15 protein-coding genes, 1 tRNA gene and 2 pseudogenes are annotated in these 19,910 nt (G+C 72.9%); 8 read left to right on the top strand and 10 right to left on the bottom strand.

Going from position 1 to position 19,910, the window contains the following annotated elements; all coding sequences use genetic code 11:
• Window positions 1–27 precede the first annotated feature (27 nt).
• The 6 genes and pseudogenes from ACZ4IF_RS05575 (at window position 28) to ACZ4IF_RS05600 (ending at window position 4,570) form a co-directional block, all read left to right on the top strand.
• On the top strand, window positions 28–675 hold the full coding sequence (locus ACZ4IF_RS05575; protein ID WP_467559990.1) for an ABC transporter permease: 648 nt from the start codon (window positions 28–30) through the stop codon (window positions 673–675).
• Window positions 668–1,981 carry a betaine/proline/choline family ABC transporter ATP-binding protein gene (locus ACZ4IF_RS05580; RefSeq protein WP_467559733.1) on the top strand — a complete coding sequence of 438 codons (1,314 nt, stop codon included), beginning with the start codon at window positions 668–670 and terminating at the stop codon, window positions 1,979–1,981. The genes ACZ4IF_RS05575 and ACZ4IF_RS05580 overlap by 8 nt, the downstream gene beginning before the upstream one ends.
• A complete protein-coding gene (locus ACZ4IF_RS05585; RefSeq protein ID WP_467559735.1) occupies window positions 1,978–2,847 on the top strand; it encodes an ABC transporter permease in 870 nt (289 codons plus the stop codon). Before ACZ4IF_RS05580 ends, ACZ4IF_RS05585 begins: the two co-directional genes overlap by 4 nt.
• Window positions 2,844–3,806, top strand: coding sequence for a glycine betaine ABC transporter substrate-binding protein (locus tag ACZ4IF_RS05590; protein WP_467559737.1), 963 nt, complete (start codon window positions 2,844–2,846; stop codon window positions 3,804–3,806). The genes ACZ4IF_RS05585 and ACZ4IF_RS05590 overlap by 4 nt, the downstream gene beginning before the upstream one ends.
• 12 nt (window positions 3,807–3,818) lie before the next feature.
• A pseudogene (locus ACZ4IF_RS05595) lies at window positions 3,819–4,351 on the top strand (helix-turn-helix domain-containing protein).
• Between the two features lie 33 nt (window positions 4,352–4,384).
• Window positions 4,385–4,570 carry a hypothetical protein gene (locus tag ACZ4IF_RS05600; protein WP_467559739.1) on the top strand — a complete coding sequence of 62 codons (186 nt, stop codon included), beginning with the start codon at window positions 4,385–4,387 and terminating at the stop codon, window positions 4,568–4,570.
• 26 nt (window positions 4,571–4,596) lie between these two features.
• Here the strand turns inward: ACZ4IF_RS05600 and ACZ4IF_RS05605 are convergent, their stop codons facing one another.
• Genes ACZ4IF_RS05605 through ACZ4IF_RS05615 form a run of 3 tightly spaced genes read right to left on the bottom strand, consistent with a single transcriptional unit; the run spans window position 4,597 to window position 7,424 of the window.
• Window positions 4,597–5,385 (bottom strand): S16 family serine protease, encoded by a 789-nt coding sequence (locus tag ACZ4IF_RS05605; protein ID WP_467559741.1) that lies wholly within the window; start codon window positions 5,383–5,385, stop codon window positions 4,597–4,599.
• A gap of 15 nt (window positions 5,386–5,400) precedes the next feature.
• Window positions 5,401–6,522 carry an o-succinylbenzoate synthase gene (gene menC, locus ACZ4IF_RS05610; protein ID WP_467559743.1) on the bottom strand — a complete coding sequence of 374 codons (1,122 nt, stop codon included), beginning with the start codon at window positions 6,520–6,522 and terminating at the stop codon, window positions 5,401–5,403.
• Window positions 6,519–7,424, bottom strand: coding sequence for a chorismate synthase (locus ACZ4IF_RS05615; RefSeq protein ID WP_467559745.1), 906 nt, complete (start codon window positions 7,422–7,424; stop codon window positions 6,519–6,521). Before ACZ4IF_RS05615 ends, menC begins: the two co-directional genes overlap by 4 nt.
• A 105-nt stretch (window positions 7,425–7,529) precedes the next feature.
• Between ACZ4IF_RS05615 and ACZ4IF_RS05620 the strand changes: the two genes are divergently transcribed.
• On the top strand, window positions 7,530–9,131 hold the full coding sequence (locus ACZ4IF_RS05620; protein WP_467559747.1) for a PucR family transcriptional regulator: 1,602 nt from the start codon (window positions 7,530–7,532) through the stop codon (window positions 9,129–9,131).
• On the opposite strand, the gene dapE is transcribed toward ACZ4IF_RS05620, so the two are convergent.
• From dapE to ACZ4IF_RS05645, 5 genes and pseudogenes are all read right to left on the bottom strand, one after another.
• A complete protein-coding gene (gene dapE, locus ACZ4IF_RS05625) occupies window positions 9,103–10,173 on the bottom strand; it encodes a succinyl-diaminopimelate desuccinylase (RefSeq protein ID WP_467559749.1) in 1,071 nt (356 codons plus the stop codon). The genes ACZ4IF_RS05620 and dapE overlap by 29 nt on opposite strands.
• Window positions 10,170–11,618 (bottom strand): amino acid permease, encoded by a 1,449-nt coding sequence (locus ACZ4IF_RS05630; RefSeq protein WP_467559751.1) that lies wholly within the window; start codon window positions 11,616–11,618, stop codon window positions 10,170–10,172. Before ACZ4IF_RS05630 ends, dapE begins: the two co-directional genes overlap by 4 nt.
• Window positions 11,619–12,344: 726 nt before the next feature.
• Window positions 12,345–12,986 carry an IclR family transcriptional regulator gene (locus ACZ4IF_RS05635; RefSeq protein ID WP_028804724.1) on the bottom strand — a complete coding sequence of 214 codons (642 nt, stop codon included), beginning with the start codon at window positions 12,984–12,986 and terminating at the stop codon, window positions 12,345–12,347.
• A gap of 524 nt (window positions 12,987–13,510) precedes the next feature.
• Entirely contained in the window at window positions 13,511–15,310 is a 1,800-nt protein-coding gene (locus ACZ4IF_RS05640) for a DEAD/DEAH box helicase (RefSeq protein ID WP_345640869.1), read from the bottom strand.
• A gap of 293 nt (window positions 15,311–15,603) precedes the next feature.
• Window positions 15,604–17,035: pseudogene (locus ACZ4IF_RS05645) on the bottom strand (MFS transporter).
• A gap of 441 nt (window positions 17,036–17,476) precedes the next feature.
• Here ACZ4IF_RS05645 and ACZ4IF_RS05650 point away from each other — a divergent pair.
• Window positions 17,477–17,551 (top strand) — tRNA-Cys (locus ACZ4IF_RS05650).
• Between the two features lie 140 nt (window positions 17,552–17,691).
• Here ACZ4IF_RS05650 and ACZ4IF_RS05655 read toward each other — a convergent pair.
• Entirely contained in the window at window positions 17,692–18,351 is a 660-nt protein-coding gene (locus ACZ4IF_RS05655; RefSeq protein WP_467559753.1) for an NADPH-dependent FMN reductase, read from the bottom strand.
• A 292-nt stretch (window positions 18,352–18,643) separates the two neighbouring features.
• Window positions 18,644–19,849: an SUKH-4 family immunity protein gene (locus ACZ4IF_RS05660; protein WP_467559755.1), complete on the bottom strand. Its 1,206-nt coding sequence runs from the start codon at window positions 19,847–19,849 to the stop codon at window positions 18,644–18,646.
• Window positions 19,850–19,910 lie beyond the last annotated feature (61 nt).

Here is a 19,910-nt window from a genome sequence, read left to right on the forward strand (position 1 = left end):
GGCACCGTCGAGGTGAGGGCCGGTGCCGTGAACTTCTGGGAGTACCTGAGCAGCCGCCACCAGCAGTTGTTCACGGACGCCTTCCAGCACGCGAGCGCCGTCTTCCAGTGCATGGTCGTGGCGACGGCCATCGGCGTGCTGATCGGCATCGCCACCTACCGCAGCCAATGGGCGGGCAACGTCGCGACGACCACGACGGCCACCTTCCTGACGATTCCGTCGCTCGCCATGATCGGTCTGCTGATCCCCGTCGTGGGGCTCGGCGTGCCGCCCACGGTGATCGCGCTGACGCTGTACGGGCTGCTGCCGGTCGTGCGCAACTCGATCGTCGGCCTGCGCGGCGTCGACGCGTCGCTGGTGGACGCGGCGAACGGCATCGGCATGTCGCGGCTGGCCCGGCTCGTCCGGGTCGAACTGCCGCTGGCCTGGCCGCCGATCCTCGTCGGCATCCGTGTCGCCACCCAGATGATGATGGGCATCGCGGCCATCGCCGCGTACGCCTCCGGACCCGGCCTCGGCAATGAGATCTTCCGCGGCATCGGCTCCCTGGGCAGCAAGAACGCGCTCAACCAGGTGCTCGCGGGGACGCTCGGGATCATCATCCTGTCGCTGCTGTTCGACGCCGCGTACGTGCTTGTCGGACGGCTGACCATTCCCAGGGGGATCCGTGCCTGAGCCCGCGTCCGACACGACGGCCGAATCGCCCGCGGGGAGCGGCCCCGAGGAGCGGGCGGCCGGGAGCGGGCACGCGTCCACGACCGGCGCCACCATCGAGCTGGAGCACCTCACCAAGCGGTACCCGGGCAGCCGCGACGCCGCCGTGGACAACGTCACCATGGAGATCAGGGCGGGCGAGATCGTCGTGTTCGTGGGCCCGTCCGGGTGCGGGAAGTCCACCACCCTGAAGATGATCAACCGGCTGATCGAGCCGACCGGCGGCCGCATCCGCATCGGGGGCGAGGACGTCACCCACATGGACCCGGTGAAGCTCCGCCGCAAGATCGGCTACGCGATCCAGTCGTCCGGGCTCTTCCCGCACATGACGGTCGCCCAGAACATCGCGCTGGTGCCGAGGATGACGGGCTGGCCGAAGGGGCGGATCAAGGCGCGGGTCGAGGAGATGCTCGACCTCGTCGGGCTCGACCCCGGCGAGTTCCAGGGCCGCTATCCGCGCCAGCTCTCCGGCGGCCAGCAGCAGCGCGTCGGGGTGGCGCGGGCGCTGGCGGCCGATCCGCCCGTGTTGCTGATGGACGAGCCGTTCGGGGCCGTGGACCCGATCACCCGGGACCACCTCCAGGACGAGCTGATCCGGCTCCAGCACGAGCTGCACAAGACGATCGTCTTCGTCACCCACGACTTCGACGAGGCGATCAAGCTCGGCGACCGGATCGCGGTGCTGCGGGAACGCTCGCACATCGCGCAGTTCGACACCCCGGAGGCGATCCTCACCAACCCGGCCGACGACTTCGTGTCCGGGTTCGTGGGCGCGGGCGCGGCGCTGAAGCGGCTCAACCTCACCCGCGTACGGGACGTGGAGGTCACCGCGTATCCGACGGTCACCGTCGACGACCCGCTGCAGGAGATCTTCAACAGGCTCCGCTCCAGCGGGACGAACGAGATCCTGCTGCTCGACAAGCGGGGCCGCCCCTACAAGTGGCTGCGGCGCGGCGACCTGATGCGGGCCAGGGGCTCGCTGGCGCGGGCGGGGACGCTGGTGCACGACACGGTGACCCTGGACGCGACGCTGCGGGACGCGCTGGAGGCGGTCCTCACGGACAACGCGGGCCGGGTCGCGGTCACCGGGCGGCGCGGCGAGTACATCGGCGTCGTCGACATGGAGACGCTGATGAACTCCGTGCACGAGCTCCTGGAGGCCGACCGGCTGGACGCGATGGAGCACCAGCACGAGCTGGAGGAGACCCGCGCGCAGCAGACCCACTTCGAACAGGAAGGCGTCGACACCGGGGAGGCGAAGGCGTGAGCACACCGCCCACGGATCGGCGGCCCGAGGGCGAGCACGAGGTCAAGGGGCTCGCCTTCCGCGACGACAGCGACGGCTCCGGCGAGGGCGAGCGGGAGGCCCCGCCGCCGCCCCCCACCGCGCCGAAGCGGCGGATCACCTGGCAGAAGCTCACCTTCCTGCCGGCCACGCTGGTGGCGCTGCTGCTCGCCACCTGGTTCTGGTTCCAGCAGGCGGACCTCGACGAGATCTCACGGAACGCCCTGTCGAACGGCCAGGTGTCGAAGGCGCTGTGGCAGCACGTCGAACTGAGCGTGATCTCGACCTTCTTCGTGCTCGTCATCGCCATCCCGCTGGGCATCCTGCTCACCCGCAAGGCGTTCCGGAAGGCGACGCCGCTCGCGATGACCATCGCCAACATGGGGCAGGCCACCCCGGCGATCGGTCTGCTGGCGCTGCTGGTCATCTGGCTCGGAACGGGCACGAAGGCGGCCCTGATCGGCATCATCGTCTACGCCGTCCTGCCGGTGCTGTCCAACACGATCGCCGGGCTGAAGGCCAACGACCCGACGGTCCTGGAGGCGGCGCGCGGCATCGGCATGTCGCCGCTGGGCGTCCTGACCCGCATCGAACTCCCGCTGGCCGTGCCGCTGATCCTCGCCGGTGTGCGGACGGCGCTCGTCCTGAACGTGGGCACGGCGACCCTCGCCACCTTCGGCGGCGGAGGCGGCCTCGGCGTTCTCATCACCACCGGGATCACCAACCAGCGCATGCCGGTCCTGGTGCTCGGCTCGGTCCTCACCGTGGCGCTCGCCCTGCTCGTCGACTGGCTCGCCTCGCTGGCCGAACTGTTCCTGCGGCCCCGTGGGCTGGAGGTGGGGACATGAGGCGTCCGCGTGCCTGCCCGGCGCTGGCCGGCCTCCTCGCCCTGGCCGCCGGGTGCGGGCTGACCAGCGGCTCCCCCATGACCGACGACGTCGGCCCCGGCTCCATCGGACAGGGTGAACCGCTCAAGGGCGCGCATCTGACCGTGACGTCAAAGGAGTTCACCGAGCAGCTGATCCTGGGGGCGATCATGGGCATCGCCTTCCAGGCGGCCGGCGCGGACGTCCTCGACCGCACCGGCATCCAGGGGTCGATCGGCGCCCGCGAGGCCCTCAAGAACGGTGACGCGGACGCGATGTACGAGTACACGGGCACCGCGTGGATCACCTATCTCGGCAACAGCAAGCCGATCCCCGACCCGCAGGAGCAGTGGCGGGCGGTGCGCGACGCCGACCTGAAGAACGGGGTGACCTGGCTGCCGCCGTCCGCCCTCAACAACACGTACGCGCTCGCCATGAACCAGACCGACTTCAAGAAGTACCGGACCAGGACGCTCTCCGAGGTGGCCGCGCTCTCGAAGTCGGACCCGGGCGCGGTGACCCTGTGCGTGGAGAGCGAGTTCGCCAACCGGGCCGACGGGCTGCCGGGCATGGAGAAGGCCTACGGGATGAGCGTGCCCGCGAAGAACATCACGCAGATGGACACCGGGATCATCTACACCCAGATCGCGAAGGGCAGTTGCACCTACGGGGAGGTGTTCACCACCGACGGGCGCATCAAGTCGATGAACCTGGTGGTGATGCAGGACGACAAGAAGTTCTTCCCCAACTACAACGCCGCGCCTGTGATCAACACCAAGGCCCTGGAGAAGTACCCGGCGATCGCCCAGGTCATCGAGCCGGTGACGAAGAGGCTCGACAACACGGTGGCCCAGGACCTGAACGCGAAGGTCGACGTCGACGGCGAGGATCCGCACCAGGTGGCCCTGGACTGGATGAAGTCGGAGGGACTGGTGAAGTGAGCGGCGGGTGAGGTGCCTCGCCTGCCGCTCCGCATGGAACTGCTGAGGGTGCTGCGGCAACGCGGTCCGGCCACCGCGTCGATGCTCGCCGAGCGGCTGGGCGAGTCCAGCGGAGCGACCAGCTACCACCTCCGCCAGCTCGCCGCGCACGGCTTCGTCGAGGACGCCCCGGAGCAGAACAAGGGACGGGAGCGCTGGTGGCGGGCCGTCGACCAGGGCATGGGCTTCGACGAGGGGCTGCTCGACCACCCCGACCCGGCGGTGCGCGGGGCCGCCGACCTGTTCCTGCACGAGGTGGCGACGAGCCACGGCCACGAACTGTCGACGTGGCTGGCCACGCGCGGCGACTGGCCCGAGGAATGGTCCCACGCCGGCGACATGAGCGACTTCACCCTGCGCCTGACACCGGCAAGCGCCCGTGAACTCATCGGGAGGATGCACGAACTGATCGAGAGTTACCGCGCCCGCGAGGCCCCCGAGGACGACCCCGCGCGGCGGAACAGGTCCGTATCCACACGCACGCGTTCCCGCACGTCTCCGACTGACCGGCCCGATCAGGCCGCAGAAAGGTCGTCCCGATGCACCCGGACAACGCTCTTGGACTGCACCACGCCCGCGCCGCCGACCTGCGCGCCCGGGCGGACGCCCACCGGCTCGCGGCCTCGGCCCGGCCCCCGCGCGAGCTGCGCACCCGGCTCGGCTGGACCCTCGTGGAGGTGGGCCTGCGGCCGGCCGCCACGCCCGGGACGGCCGTGGCGCACTGACCCGGCCGTTCCTCGGGGGCGTCGCCCTAGCAGCCGGGGACCCCGCCCTTGCCCGCGTCCAGCGCCACCAGGGCGTCCACCGCGCCCGCCAGGCTGGTCACCGGGATCAGGCGGAGTCCCTCCGGGAGTTCCGCCTTCGCCTCCGAGCACTCCGCCTTCGGCACCAGGAAGACCGTCGCGCCGTCCCGCCGGGCGGCCTGGGTCTTCAGCGACACACCCCCGACCGCGCCGACCTTCCCGTCGGCGTCGATCGTCCCCGTACCGGCGATGTTCCGGCCGCCCGTGAGGTCGCCGCCGCTGCCGTCGCCGTCCAGCTTGTCGACGATGCCGAGCGAGAAGAGCAGTCCGGCACTGGGTCCGCCGACGTCGGCGAGCTTCAGCGTCACCTTCACGTCGTCCTTCTCGTGGAGGTACGACAGCGCCGCCTCCGTGGCCGTGTCCTGGGACTTCTTCATCTCGTCCGCGTTGTGCCGCTCGATCTCCTCGACGCTGTTCCCGCTCGGGTAGACCGAGTCGCGCGGCATCACGGCGCGGTCCGTGGCGAACCAGCCGTCGAGCACGTCACCGAGCGAGACGTTCGCGTCGGGACCCGTCGCCTCGATCGTGGTCATCCGCAGCTGACCGCTGGTGTCACGGACGGGCGCGCCGCTGATCGTGATCACGGGGACGCCCTTGTTCTCGCCGAGGACGTTCGCCGTCAGGCCGGGCTGCGCCACGGAGAACGGCAGCGGCGCGAACACCGCCGTGGCGAGCAGTGCCACGACGGGAACGGCGCAGACGGCGAGGGCCTTGGGACGTGTGAGGCGTGAGAGCACGGGATCAATCTAACGTCACCGCCCGGCGCGCCCCCCGTACAGGTCCCGCCGCGCGGTCGTGAAGCGGCGCAGCGCCTCTGGGAGCGGTTCGGTCCCGATCCCCGGGGTGCGCGGCACCGGCAGATGCCCGTCCTGCAGGACGAAGGGCTCGGTGATGTCCTCGGCGAAGTAGCGGCTCGACGCGGACGTGTCGCCGGGGAGGGTGAATCCGGGCAGGGCGGCGAGCGCCAGGTTGGGGGCGCGGCCGATGCCCGTCTCCAGCATGCCGCCGCACCAGGCGGGGACGCCGTGCGCGTGCGCGACGTCGTGGATGCGGCGGGCCTCCAGATAGCCGCCGACGCGGGCGGGCTTGACGTTGACGACCCGGCACGCGTCCATGGCGATCGCGGACGCGGTGTCGCGGGCGCTGTGCAGTGACTCGTCCAGGCAGACGGGGGTGGCGATGCGGCTCTGGAGCAGCGCGTGCTGGTGGAGGTTGTTCTCCTCCAGGGGTTCCTCGATCAGCAGCAGCCCGTACGCGTCGAGGCCGCGCAGCTGCTCGGCGTCGGCGAGGGTGTACGCCGTGTTGGCGTCCACCTGGAGCGGCAGCGCGGCCCCGAAGCGTTCGCGCACGGCGCGCACGGGGTGCAGGTCCCAGCCGGGTTCGATCTTCAGCTTGATGCGGACGTACCCCTCGGAGAGGTAGCGCTCGACGTCGTCGAGGAGGGCCGGGACGGAGTCCTTGATGCCGACCGAGACGCCCGCGGGCACCCGGTCGCGCACGGCGCCGAGGTAGGTGGCGAGCGACATGCCGTGCGCACGCAGTTCGGCGTCGAGCACGGCGGTCTCCAGCGCCGCCTTGGCCAGCTCGTGTCCCTTGACCTTCGCCAGGGCGGGTGCGACGGCGGCGGCCGTGAGGTCGGGGAGGACCGCCACGCGCGGCAGCAGGAAGTCCCGCAGCACGATCTCCGCGCCCGCCACGAACTCCGAGCAGTACAGCGGTTCGGGGTCGGCGGCGAACTCCGACCAGCCCTCGGCCACGTCCGTGACGACGTGCAGCAGGAAGGTGTCCTTCGTCGTCATGGTGCCGAAGGACGTCCGGAAGGGGGTGACCAGCGGGAGGGCGATGTGGACGACCTCGACGCGTTCGAGCTTCATGCGGTGCCCTCCTCGGGGCTGCGGGTGAGCGTGTACCAGCCGTCGCGGGACATCCCCGTCGCGGTGAACCCCTCGGCGAAGGCCTCCGTGAAGACCTCCCGGACGACGTGCCGCCAGCGCAGCGCCAGGACCGGGTCCGCGGACCGCAGCGCGACGGCGTCGTGCGGCACGCGGCACCACACGTGGCGCTCGCCGGGGTCCCGGCGGGCGAGCGGACCGCCGTCGGGGGCGCGACGCGTGGCGGGCGCGGCGTCGCGGGCCGCGGCGTCCGGCGCCGGACGCGACGGGGAGGGACGGACCAGGTCCCAGGTCACCGTGAGCCGGTCGCTCTCGTCCCCGTCGTTGACCCCGTCCGCCATGGGCCCGTAGAAGTCGACGAGGTACTCCGTGCCGGCGGCGCCCAGCTTGACCAGGTTGAAGCGGGCGTTGCGGCCGACCAGCGGGTCGAAGGTCCAGCGCATCGACCGGGCGCCGCGCTCCAGGGCCCAGACGCGCTGTGCCTGCTTCACGGCGTACCCGACACCCCGGTCGGAGGCACGGGCCGCAGCCACGAAGGAGTACACGTCCGCTCCGGCGGGCGGGCCGAAGACCGCGACCGAGGCGCCGGCCGGCCGCCCCCCGTCGAAGGCCACGTGCACCGCGCCGCCCGCGTGGACGAGGCTGTGCAGCACCTCGGCCGGGTACGGCGGAGTGCTGCGCGGGGTCTGCCAGACGTCGCTGAAGAAGTCGGTCACGGCGGCGATGCCGGCGACGTCGTGCACCGTGCGGACCTCTACGCCCGCGGCGCGGGCCGCGGCCCGCGCGACCTCCCGCGCCCCGCCCGTCGCGCTCTCCGCCACCCCGGGAACCCCTGCCGTGGCACCCGCCGCCCTGAGGGCGACTGCCGTGGAATCTCCTGTCATACGTCGAGTCTCCGAGCTCACCGCCGCCCTCGCGTTGTGCATCAGGACAACGAGCGCGTACGTTCCTGATGAGATCGGCCAAGCCACTGCCGGGAGGGAGGTCCCGTGGACGCCTGCACCCTCGGCGACCTGCTGGACGTCGTCGGCGGCCCGGTCCGGCTGCACACCGCGCCCCACGGGCTCACCGTGCCCGTGACGGAGGCCCTGCTCCACGACGCCCACACGCCACTGCCGAACGCGCCCGGGGCGCTGCTGCTCGCCGTCGGCGTCCACGCGTCCGCGGCGGCACCGCTCGCGCGGGCGGCGGCGCGGGCCGGGATGAGCGGGCTCGTCGTGCGCGGCCCGGACGGACCGCGCGCGGAGGCCGAGGCGGCGGGCGTGGCCCTGCTGTCCGTCGACGAGGACACCGCCTGGCACCACGTGCACCTGCTGCTCGCCTCGGCGATCGGCGCCGTCCCCTCGGGCCTCGGGAGCGGTGCGGCCCTCGGCGACCTGTTCGCGCTCGCCGACGCCGTCGCGGCGGCCGTCGGCGGCGCCACCGCCGTCGAGGACCCTCGCCAGCGGATCCTCGCGTACTCGACCGTGCCGGGCCAGTCGGTCGACGAGGACCGCAGGCAGGGCATCCTCGGCCTCCAGGTGCCGAGGAGCCCGGAGAACTCCGAGCAGTACCGGGTGCTGTTCGCGGCCGGCGGGCCGGTACGGCTGCCCGCGCTCGGCACCGGCACCGGAGCCGACCTGCTGCCCCGTCTCGCCGTCGCGGTGCGCGCCGGCGGCGAGACCCTCGGCTCGCTCTGGGTGGTCGACGACGGGAATCTCGCGCCGGACGCCGAGGCGGCCCTCGCTCAGGCCGCGTCCACCGCGGCGATGCTGCTGCTGCGGGCCCGGGCCGCGCAGGAGCTGGCCCGGCACCAGAACGGCGACCTGCTGCGCCGGCTCCTCGACGGCACCGCCGACCCCGCCGCCGCGGCCCACCGGCTCGGCCTGGGCATCGGCCCTGACGGCGGCCCGGCACCCGTCCGGGTGGCCGCCTTCGTGCTCGGTCCGGCCGTCTCGGCGGCCGACGTCGAACAGACCGCGCTGCGCCTCCTGGACCTCGTACGCCTCCAGTGCGAGGCGCGCTACGGGCGGCACGCCTGCGTCCTCGCCGACGGGGTCGTGTACGCGCTGCTGCCGGCGGTCGGCGAGCGCGGCGGGGCGCGGCACAAGCAGCTCGTGGAGGACGTCGTGCGGCGGGCAGGGCAGGCACTGCGGGTGCCCGTGCGGGCGGGCCTCGGCGAGGTCGTGCCGGGGCTCGCCGAGGTGACGGCCTCCCGCGACGACGCGGACCTGGTGCTGCGCGTCCTCGGACCGGAGCTGCCCGTCGCGTCCGTCGAGGAGGTACGACCCCGGGTCACCCTGCTCCGACTCGCGGAAGTGCTCGGCCAGAGAAGGGAGTTGAGCGCAGGAGCATGGCGCACGGTCCTCGCGTACGACGCCGAGCACGGCACCGACTACGCCCGCACCCTCATCTGCTGGCTGGACGCGGGCTGCGACATGGCGGGCGCGGCGCGGCTGCTCGCCGTGCACCCCAACACCTGCCGCTACCGCCTGCGGCAGGCCCGGCAGCAGCTCGGCATCGACCTCGACGATCCCGACGAACGGCTGGTGCTGTGGCTCCAGTTGAGGGCACTCGCGGGGCTCAGGGGGACGCCGACAGCCAGCTCCTGAGCCGCTCCTCGCACGCGTGCAGCTGCGCCACCGGCACGTACTCCCCCGCCGTGTGCGCGAGCACCGGGTCGCCGGGGCCGTAGTTGAGCGCGGGGACGCCGAGCGCGGCGAACCGGGCGACGTCGGTCCAGCCCAGCTTCGGGCGCGGTGCCACGCCGAGGACGGCGACCAGCGAGGCCACCGCCTCCTGGCCGAGCCCGGGCAGCGCGCCGGGGACGACCTCGGTGACCTCGACGTCGTGACCGGGGAACAGGTCCCGTACGTACGCCTCGGCCTCCTGGGCCGAACGGCTGGGCGCGAACCGGGAGTTGACGGTGATCACACACTCGTCGGGGACGACGTTCCCGGCGACCCCGGCGCGTACGGCGACGGCGTTCAGGCCCTCCCGGTACTCCAGCCCGTCGATCACGACCCGCTGCGGCGTGTGGTCGGCGAGCCGCTGGAGGACGGCGGCGGCGCGGTGGGCGGCGTTCACGCCCCTCCAGGACCGCGCGGTGTGCGCCCGCTCGCCGCGCACCGTGATGTCGGCGCTCAGCACGCCCTGGCAGCCGGCCTCGACCCCGGCGTCGGACGGCTCCATGAGGATCGCGAGGTCCGCGGCGAGCAGCTCCGGGCGCGCGGCTGCGATCACCCCGAGACCGTTGCGGTCGCCCTCCACCTCCTCGCACTCGTAGAAGACGTACGTGACGTCACGGGCGGCCGGCGTGGGGACGGCGGCCGCGAGGCGCAGGGCGACGGCGACACCGCCCTTCATGTCGCAGGCACCCAGGCCGTGCAGGAGGCCGCCGTCGAGGCGGGAGGGGAGGTTGCCCGCGGCCGGCACGGTGTCCAAGTGGCCCGCGATCAGGACCCGTTCGGGGTGACCGAGGTCGGTGCGGGCGACCACCGAGTGCCCGATCCGCTCGACGGTGAGATGCGGCAGCGCGGCGAGCGCCGCCTCGACCGCGTCCGCGAGCCGGGCCTCGTGGCCGCTCTCGGAGGGGATGTCGACGAGCGCGCCGGTGAGGGCGACGACGTCGGCGAAGAGATCGAGCCGGGTCATGCCGCTTCCTCACGTTCCGGAGCCTGGTCGAGCTTGGAGTGCCTGATCCCGTACAGCCGGTAGATCACCAGTCCGGCCGCCATCCACGCGCCGAACGCGACCCAGGTGTCGGCGCCCAGGCTGAACAGCATGTACGCGCAGAAGCCCACGCCCAGGATCGGCGTGACCGGCGCGAAGGGCACCCGGAACGAACGCGGCGCCTCGGGGCTGCGCCGCCGCAGCAGCACCACCGCCAGGTTCACCAGCATGAAGGCGAACAGCGTGCCGATGCTGGTGGCGTCGGCGAGGGCGCCCAGCGGGACGAGCGCGGCGAGCACGGCGATGAACAGCGACACGATGACGGTGTTGGCCCGCGGCACCCCGGTCCTCGGGTGCACCTTGGAGAACAACGGCGGCACCAGGCCGTCCCGCGACATCGCGAACAGGATGCGTATCTGCCCGTACTGCACGGTCAGCACGACGCTGGTGGTCGCGACGACCGCGCCCACCGACAGCAGCACCGGCCACAGGTTCCCGCCGCCCACCGACTGCACGAGCACCTGGCTGAGCGTGGCCTCCGTGCCCTCGAACCGCTGCCACGGCATCGCCCCGAGCGCGGCGACCGCGACGAGCACGTACAGCGCGGTGACCAGGACGAGGGAGAGGATGATCGCGCGGGGCAGGTCGCGCTGCGGGTTCCGCGCCTCCTCGCCCGCCGTGGAGGCGGCGTCGAAGCCGATGTAGGAGAAGAACAGCGACGCGGCGCCCGCGCTCATCCCGGCCGTGCCGAGCGGGAACAGCGGGGTGAAGTTCCCGGCGTGGAAGGCCGTGAAGGCCACCGCGCAGAACATGACCAGGGCGGCGATCTTCACACCGACCATCACGGTGTTCGCGACGGCGCTCTCCCGGGCCCCGCGCAGCAGCACGACCATGGACAGGACGACGATCGCGGCAGCCGGGACGTTCAGGACGCCGCCGTCGCCCGGCGGCGCGCTGAGCCACTCGGGCAGGGTGACCCCGACGGTCAGGTCCAGCAGTTCGTTGACGTACTGGCCCCAGCCCACGGCCACGGCGGCCACCGACACCCCGTACTCCAGGATCAGGCACCAGCCGCAGACCCAGGCGACGAGTTCGCCGAGGGTGGCGTAGGCGTAGCTGTAGGAGGAACCGGAGCCGGGGATCATGCCGGCCAGCTCGGCGTACGACAGCGCCGAGAACAGCGCGGTCACCCCGGCCAGCACGAACGACACGACGATGGCGGGGCCCGCCTCGGGGACGGCCTCCCCCAGCACCACGAAGATGCCCGTGCCGAGGGTCGCTCCCACGCTGAGCAGCGTGAGCTGCCCGACCCCCATGGTCCGCTTCAGCGGGCTCCCGGCGGCGTCGGCGACCAGCGCCCCGACGTCCTGCCGCCGCGTCAGCCGGCTCCCCGGACCGGCCTTCGGCCGTGTACGCACTGTCTCCACCGTGCTGCTCCCTCCACCGCACCGTCCGCTTCAGTGCCCTGATGATGCGGACGCCACAGCCCCGGCCGGTGGGAGCATCGGCCAGAGATACGCGAAAGGGTTTGTCGTCCCGGCCAAAGCGGAGGGAGCGCGACGGGCCTGCGCGGCCGGGCGACGGCGACTCCGGTTTCCGCGCGGAGCGCAGACTCCGGTTTCCGCGCGGAGCGCAGACTCCGGTTTCCGCGCGGAGCGCAGGCTCCGGTCTCCGCGCGGAGCGGGGGCTCCGGTCTCCGCGCGGAGCGCAGGCTCCGGTCTCCGCGCGGAGCGGGGGCTCCGGTCTCCGCGCGGAGCGGGGGCTCCGGTCTCCGCGCGGAGCGGGGGCTCCGGTCTCCGTGCGGGACGCGGGGGTGCCCGGTGCGGGGCGCGGGGGTGCCCGGAGCGGGGCGCGGCGCGGGGACGGAGCGATCGGGGCGTCCGGGGTCGGCGTGCGCACGGGGTTGCCCGGGGACGTCCGGGCTCGGCGTGGGGACGGGTGCCCGGGCAGCGTCCGGACTCAGCGTGCCGACGAGATACCCGGGCAGCGTCCGGACTCGGCGCGGCAATCTACGCCCTCCCCCGGCGTCGTCCGGGCTCGGGCCCGGCCCGGGAACGGGTTGCCCGGGACCGTCCGGGCTCAGCTCGGCGACATACGCACCCGGCGTCGTCCGGGCCCGGCGCGGCGCTGAGCCCGCTCCGTGGCGTCCGGTTTCAACGGAGGGCGTCCGCGACCTCGCGCGCGGCGTCGACCACGCGGGGCCCGACCCTCTCCGGCACGGAGTCGGCGAGCATGACGACGCCCACGCTCCCCTCGACCCCCGTCACGCCGAGAAGCGGTGCCGCGGCGCCGCTGGCCCCGGCCTCCAGCTCGCCGTGCGTGAGGGTGTACCCGGGCTCCTCCGCCGACGCCTGCCGGGCGGAGAGGATCGCCCGCCCCGCGGCCCCCCGGTCGAGCGGATGCCGGAACCCGGCGCGGTAGGCGACGTGGTAGTCCGTCCACGTCGGTTCGACGACGGCGACGGCCAGCGCCTCCGTGCCGTCGACGAGCGTGAGGTGAGCGGTCGCCCCTATGTCCTCCGCCAGCGCACGCAGCGCCGGCAGCGCGGCCTCCCGCACCAGCGGGTGCACCTGACGGCCCAGCCGCAGCACCCCGAGCCCGACCCGGGCACGACCGCCCAGGTCGCGGCGGACCAGAGCGTGCTGCTCCAACGTGGCCAGCAAGCGGTACACAACGGTCCGGTTGACGCCCAGTTTGTTCGAGAGCTCGGTGACGGTCAGCCCGTGATCCGTGTCGGCGAGCAGCTTGAGGACCCGCAGTCCCCTGTCGAGCGTCTGAGAGGTCTCCGCGGTCACGACGCCCACTCCTTAGTGGTGAGGTCGACGGCCCCCTCGCGGCTGTGCGTCACCGAGTCCCGTCGGCGACGCGCTTCAGAGGCCGCCGGTCGGCTGGCGACCCGGGGTGATCCCGGGCGGAGTCGCTTCACGGCTGCGCTCCGCGGCGGCGCTGCCACGGGGCGTGTGCGTAGCGGGACAGTAGCGAGCTGGTCCGCTCAGCGGAAGTCTCCGTCCAGAATCCGGGCATCGGCTGGTACGGACTGATTCCGTTTGCCCCGAATCATGGGGTGCGCAGCGCCCGAAGCGGACCGCGCGCACGCCCGGCGCACGTACCCCGCCGCGCACCGGCGCGGAGCCGGACTCGGGCGGCGCGGCGCACCGGTACTCGGCCGCACGCGGGTCGGGCCGCAACGCGACGCTCCCCTGCCCGACACCCGCGCCCGTACCCGATGCCGCCGCTCGGAACCCGTACCCGGCACCCCCGGCACGGGCACCCTCGGCAACGGCACCCACACCCCTTGACCGGCACCCCGCACCCGGGGTCACCGCATGCGGGTGGCCCACTCCTGCACCTTGGCGATCCGCTGCCGCAGCTGACCCGCCGTCGCCTCCGCGCTCGGCGGGCCGCCGCACACCCGGCGCAGTTCGGTGTGGATCACTCCGTGCGGCTTGCCGCTCTGGTGGACGTACGCGCCGACCATCGTGTTGAGCTGCTTGCGCAGCTCCAGGAGTTCCTTGTGGGTGACCACGGGCCGCCGCTCGGCGGGAAGCTCCAGCAGGTCTGCCTCATCGTCGGGCTTCTTGCGGCTGTGCGCGATCTGCCGCGCCTGCCGCTTCTGGAGGAGGAGCTGCACCTGCTCGGGTTCGAGGAGCCCCGGGATCCCCAGGTAGTCCTGCTCCTCCTCGCTCCCCGGGTGGGCCTGCATCCCGAACTCGGCGCCGTCGTACAGCACCCGGTCGAAGACGGCCTCGGACTCCAGCGCCTCGAAGGAGAACTGCTCCTGCTCTCCGGTGTCCTCGTCCTGCTCCCGGTTCGCCTCCTCCATCTCCTTCTCGGACTCGGCGTACGGGTCCTCCTCGCCCTCCTTCTTGGGCTTGTCGAGCGCGTGGTCCCGCTCGACCTCCATCTCGTTGGCGAAGGTCAGCAGGTCGGGGACGGTCGGCAGGAAGACCGACGCGGTCTCGCCGCGCCTGCGGGACCGCACGAAACGTCCCACGGCCTGGGCGAAGAAGAGGGGCGTGGAGATCGTGGTCGCGTACACCCCGACCGCGAGCCGGGGCACGTCGACGCCCTCGGACACCATGCGGACGGCGACCATCCACCGGTCCTGGTTGTGGCTGAACTCGTCGATGCGGTCCGAGGCGCCGGCGTCGTCGGACAGCACGAGCGTCGCCTTCGTCCCGGTGATCTCACGGATCAGCTTGGCGTAGGCGCGGGCCGAGTCCTGGTCGGAGGCGATGACGAGGGCACCCGCGTCCGGAATGGCCTTGCGGACCTCGGTCAGCCGCTGGTCGGCGGCGCGCAGCACGCTGGGCATCCACTCGCCCCGCGGGTCGAGCGCGGTGCGCCAGGCCTGCGAGACGGCGTCCTTCGTCATCGGCTCCCCGAGCCGCGCCGCGATCTCGTCGCCCGCCTTCGTACGCCACCGCATGTTGCCGCTGTAGGAGAGGAAGATGACGGGCCGCACGACGCCGTCGCCGAGGGCCGAACCGTATCCGTACGTGTAGTCGGCGGCGGACCGGCGGATCCCGTCGTTGCCCTCCTCGTAGGTGACGAAAGGGATGGGGTTGGTGTCGGACCGGAAGGGCGTGCCGGTGAGCGCGAGCCGGCGGGTGGCCGGCTCGAACGCCTCCAGGCAGGCCTCGCCCCAGGACTTGCTGTCACCGGCGTGGTGGATCTCGTCGAGGATGACGAGGGTCTTGCGCTGCTCGCTGCGGTTGCGGTGCAGCATCGGCCGGACACCGACACCGGCGTACGTCACGGCGACGCCGTGGTACTCCTTGCCGAGCGGGCCCGCGCTGTACTCGGGGTCCAGCTTGATCCCTATGCGCGCGGCGGCCTCGGCCCACTGCTTCTTCAGATGCTCGGTCGGCGCGACCACGGTGACCTGTTGCACGACGTGGTGATGCAGCAGCCAGGACGCGAGCGTCAGCGCGAAGGTCGTCTTGCCGGCGCCGGGCGTGGCGACGGCGAGGAAGTCGCGCGGCTGCTCCTGGATGTACTTCTCCATCGCCCCCTGCTGCCAGGCACGCAGCTTGTTGGCGGTGCCCCAGGGGGCGCGGCCGGGGAAGGCGGGCGAGAGGTGGTGCGACGAGGAGGCACTGGCGGCGGTGGTAGTCACGGTCTCCGTGGGTGGTCGAATCAAAGGCCGCGCGCCGGACGTCGGACGGATCGGTGGGGGGAGACGGGCGGGCGGCTCGGCTACGTATGACAACCGGGCCACCCTACCGGCGTACCCCTCGTGTCAACGCGCGGACGGTGCCGGGTCACCCGTGGATGGGACTGAGGTCACAGCTCGCGCCGACGGTGCCGGGGAAACCTTCGTGCGGGCACCGCGGAGAGGACCGAGGTCACACGGCCGCGGCCGGCGCGGGACCGCTCTTCCGGGCAGGCGACCGGCGTCACCGCTCCCCGTCACCGCTCCCGCAGGCGTGTCGTCACCCAGGCCCCCATCAGCGCGAGGGCCGCCATCGGCAGGAACACGGCGGCGAAGGCGGCCGGGTGGGAGCCGTCCGCCGAGGCCGTGACGTCCGTGACCGAGCCGCCGCCCAGCGCCGCGAAGGCCGCGCCGCCCGCGGCCAGCAGCAGGGCGTTGGACAGGGCGTCGGAGATCTGCAGGGAGGCGGAGTTGGTGCCGGCCTCCCCGGGCGGCGACAGCCGGAGCATCAGCACACTGGTGGAGGCGACCACGAGACCCATCCCGAAGCAGCCGAACCCCCACGCGACGGCGACGACCCACACGGGCACGGCGTGGATCAGCACGGTGGGAGCGCTGCCGATGGCGGCGGCCACCAGCACCATGCCGAGGAACATCAGCCGCTCCCGGTACGGCTCCGTCCGCGGCCGGGACTGCACATAGGACCCCAGCGCCCAGGAGCCGCCGCCCGCGGCGAGCGAGAGCCCGGCGAGCGTCGGGGACAGGCCGCGTTGGGTGACGAGCATGAGCGGCACGAAGGACTCGGCGGCGATGAACGTGCCGTCCGCGACCCCGCGCAGCAGCACCACCGACGGCAGGCCGCGGGCCGCCCGGCAGGTGCCGCGGGGCAGCAGTGCGAGCACGGCCGGGACGAGCAACGCGGCGCCGGCGAGGGCGGGGGCGAGGGACAGCGGGCGCAGGTCCTGGGCTGCGTACTGGAGGAGCCGCGCCCAGGGAGATGCCGAGCGCGAGCCGGATGCGGCGCCGGTCGAGGCGGGCGCGGCCGGTCCGGGCCGGGGGCCGCTCCCCTCCCGAGGCCCGCCGCCGCATCTCCGGCAGGGCGAGCGCCAGCGGAAGGGTGACCAGGGCCGGGATGCCGACGAACACCCAGCGCCAGCCGAGATGTTCGGTGACCGCCCCGGCGGCGAGCGGTCCGACCACCGACGGGACCACCCAGGCCGCGGCGAACGCCGCCATGATCGACGGCCGCAGACGTTCCGGATAGGCGCGCCCGACGACCACGTACAGGGCGACGCCGACCAGGCCGCCGCCGAAGCCCTGCACGGCCCGGCCCAGGACGAAGACCCACATGCTCCCGGCGGTCCCGGACACGAGCAGCCCCGCCGCGAAGGACGCGATACCGGCGGTGAGGGACGCCAGCGGGCCGTCCCGGTCGGACAGCTGGCCGGCGAGGACCATCCCGAACAGGCTCGTCGTGAAGTACCCCGAGAACCCGAACGCGTACAGCGACACCCCGTCCAGGTCCCGCGCCGCCACGGGCATCGCCGTGCCGACGGCCGTCGCCTCGAAGGCGATCACCAGCACCACGGACACGATGCCGATACTCAGCGCCCGGTGGGGCCGGCTCAGCACGCCGCCCTCGTCCGGTGACGGGGCGGTCGTGGCATCGCGGGCTTCCAGGGCGGTCATGGCCGTCAGCGTAGGAGGCCGGGGACCGCCCTGGCCCCTGTCCGAAGACGGTGATCCACTGGGCCTTTGGTCGTACGACCAGCCCGTTCCACGCGCCCACCGGGCCCGCATCAAGGCCCCGTCCACTGGGTTCGCACCACCGCACCGCTCGGCGCACCACCGCACCGCTCGGCGCACCACCGCACCGCTCGGCGCACCACCGCACCGCTCGGGGCACCACCGCACCGCTCGGGGCACCGCCCGGCGCTCGGCGTACCGCTCGCCGCTCGGTGCGCCGCGAGGCGCCCGCCGGTACGTCTCCCCGCGTGCCGCCCGCCCGTTCATGAACGGCGTATGGCAGTCGCGTTGCAGCGCCCCCGCAGCCCTTGAGCCCCGTCGTCACCCGCCCCTACGGTCGACTCATCGGGTTCGGAACGAGTGAGCCGTGCCGCACCTGATTCCGGCCGTGTGCCCGAGTGGCTCAGGGGCTCGCCTGCAAAGCGAGTTACGCGGGTTCAATTCCCGCCACGGCCTCCACCTGCCTGACCAGACGAAAGGTGAGGGGCGGCACTCCACATGGGCGCCGCCCCTCAGTCGTCCGTGGCCCGCTCGGGGCACCGAGGATCAGCTTCCCCCGTACCGACGCTCCGGGCGCGGTGCCTCATGGCGTCCCGGCATCATGCCTCGGCACGTTGGGTGATGGCTGCCTCGGTGCGGTCTCCCAGGAATTCGTACCACCGGCGTTCCAGGCAGACGTAGCGCACGTCCGCCTCGACGAGGCTGAGGAAACCCGACACGGTCTCTGTGAGGCGTTGCTGCAGCCCCGGGTCGGCCAGCGTTCCGTCCTCGGTGAAGGCCTCGTAGCTGTTGGCCACGCTGAACATGTCCGGGTAGACACGGGTGCCCAGGTGCTCCAGGGGAATTCTCAGGGCCCACAGCCCGCGGTTGCCGCCGACCAGGGACGGCGACGCGGAGACGAGCATCGCATGCTTGGTCTTGAACGGCTGCGGCCGGACACGGGAGACCCAGTCGATCGCGTTCTTCAATACTCCAGGCACGGAGGCGTTGTACTCCGGCGAGGAGATGACGAAGGCGTCGCTCTGCTCGAGTCGGTCGCGCAGGGTGAGGGCACCGTGCGGCAGCCCTTCGGTTGCCTCCGTGTCACCGTCGTACAAGGGCATGTCGAAGTCGCGCATTGCGGCGAGGTCGACAGCGGCACCGGTGTCGGAGATGAGCCGGGCCACGAGGGAGGCGAGGCGGGCGTTGGCCGAATCGGACCGCAGTGCCGCCCCGAAGACCAGGAATCGGAGCGGACCGGGATGCGTGTCCGTGGGCATGAGTCCGTCCTTCCGTCGTGGGCACGCTCCTCCAGCGGCAGCCTCACTGACCAGTGTGGTTCCGAGAGGGACAACACGCGACCGGCGGCCCGGAGCCGGCCGGGCCGTTGGCGGCGCAGACTCGGGAAGGCATGCGCGGAGAAATCTGGGCCTGGGCCTGCGGTCCACGCACACGCGCTTGCGCGACGGTTGCCGCTCCCCGGACAGCTCTGCTCCCAGATGAGTCCGTCGACCTGACGAGCGGCATCGGCACGAACCGCGTCCCCACCGTCAAGGTCCACGTCCCCGGACCTCACGCGTACAGCAGTCCCCTCGCCTGGTCGTCGAAGGTCTCCGGCCAGTAGCGGCGGCCGTCGTCGCCGGGCAGGGTCGGGGTCGGGTCGCAGGCGACGGGATCGACCGTGGCGAGGGTCTGGGACATCGTGGCGGCGAGCTGCTCGTAGGTGTCGCTGAGGTCGTGGGCCGCGTCGAGGGCCTTCTCGCGGTGCAGCAGCCAGAGCGTGAAGGCGAGGGTGGAGATGTCGGCGTTGAGCGGGCGGAGGGTGAGGTCCGGCTCGCTCCAGGCGAGGACCGCGCCCGTGCCGCCGTCCACCACGAGACTGATGTCCTCCACCAGGTCGCCGAGGCGTATCAGACGGTCGGCGCCGGCGGGGAGTTCGTCGGCGGAGAACTCGCCGGGGCGCTCGTCGGCGTAGTACTCGGTGAGGGCCGGCAGCGGCACCTCCGTGTCGAGCTGGAAGAGGAAACCGTCCTCCGGCAGCCCGGTCTCGCGCAGGAAGCGGCGGGTCGGCTCGTGGGTGAGCGCGGACGGGAAGTCGACGTCCTCGAACCGCATGATCCCGCCCGCGCCGAACTCCTCGTCCAGCAGCCGCTTCGGCAGGTCGAGGACGAGTCCGTCGCCGGGGCCCGCGATCCGGGTGAGCGGGCGGATCAGCGCGGCCATCCGCCAGAACGGCGGCACCCGGTCCCCCGCGGCCTCGGCGAAGACGGCGGTCAGCCGCTCCGAGGCCGCCGTGACGGCCTTGGGCCCGAACTGGGCGCGGGGTGCGGACAGTTCCTCCGTGACCGTCCGGGAGCCGAACCGGGAGCGGGGCGAGGACAGTTCCTCCGTGACCGTGGCGAAGCGCAGCAGGGCCTCCAGGGAGGGGGCCAGCGGGGTCAGGTCCATGGGGGCCGGGTGGCCGCCGATGTACGTCGTGGAGATCTCCCCGGTCGTGCCGTCGAGCACGATGGACTCCAGGTCCCGGTCCAGGCTGCGCAGGGCTCCCACGACGACCTGGTCCCGGAGCTCGCCGGCAAGTCTGTCGGCGTCGCCCGCGAGGTCCGTGAGCCGCCGCAGGCCGTGCTCGCGCAGTGCGCCGAACGCCAGCAGCGCGCCGTCGTGGGGCAGTCCGGGGCCGCTCAGCAGGTGCCGCGTCCCCTTGTGCGTGACGTACGGGTCCAGCTCGTCGTCCGTCAGTGTGATCGCACCGCCGACGCCGGTGTCAGTCGTGCTCATGGCTCCCCCGCGCATGTGAACGCATCGTGCTTCCCCCTGTGGGGAACAGCTCCGCGTCCCG

Source organism: Streptomyces sp. NPDC025784, from assembly GCF_055558435.1.

Bases quoted from the DNA above. Each gene is read 5' to 3' on its own strand.
- ACZ4IF_RS05590 (WP_467559737.1), top strand. From the start codon at position 2,844: ATGAGGCGTCCGCGTGCCTGCCCGGCGCTGGCCGGCCTCCTCGCCCTG.
- ACZ4IF_RS05600 (WP_467559739.1), top strand. From the start codon at position 4,385: ATGCACCCGGACAACGCTCTTGGACTGCACCACGCCCGCGCCGCCGAC.
- menC (WP_467559743.1), bottom strand. From the start codon at position 6,522: ATGAAGCTCGAACGCGTCGAGGTCGTCCACATCGCCCTCCCGCTGGTC.
- ACZ4IF_RS05615 (WP_467559745.1), bottom strand. From the start codon at position 7,424: ATGACAGGAGATTCCACGGCAGTCGCCCTCAGGGCGGCGGGTGCCACG.
- dapE (WP_467559749.1), bottom strand. From the start codon at position 10,173: ATGACCCGGCTCGATCTCTTCGCCGACGTCGTCGCCCTCACCGGCGCG.
- ACZ4IF_RS05655 (WP_467559753.1), bottom strand. From the start codon at position 18,351: ATGCCCACGGACACGCATCCCGGTCCGCTCCGATTCCTGGTCTTCGGG.
- ACZ4IF_RS05660 (WP_467559755.1), bottom strand. From the start codon at position 19,849: ATGAGCACGACTGACACCGGCGTCGGCGGTGCGATCACACTGACGGAC.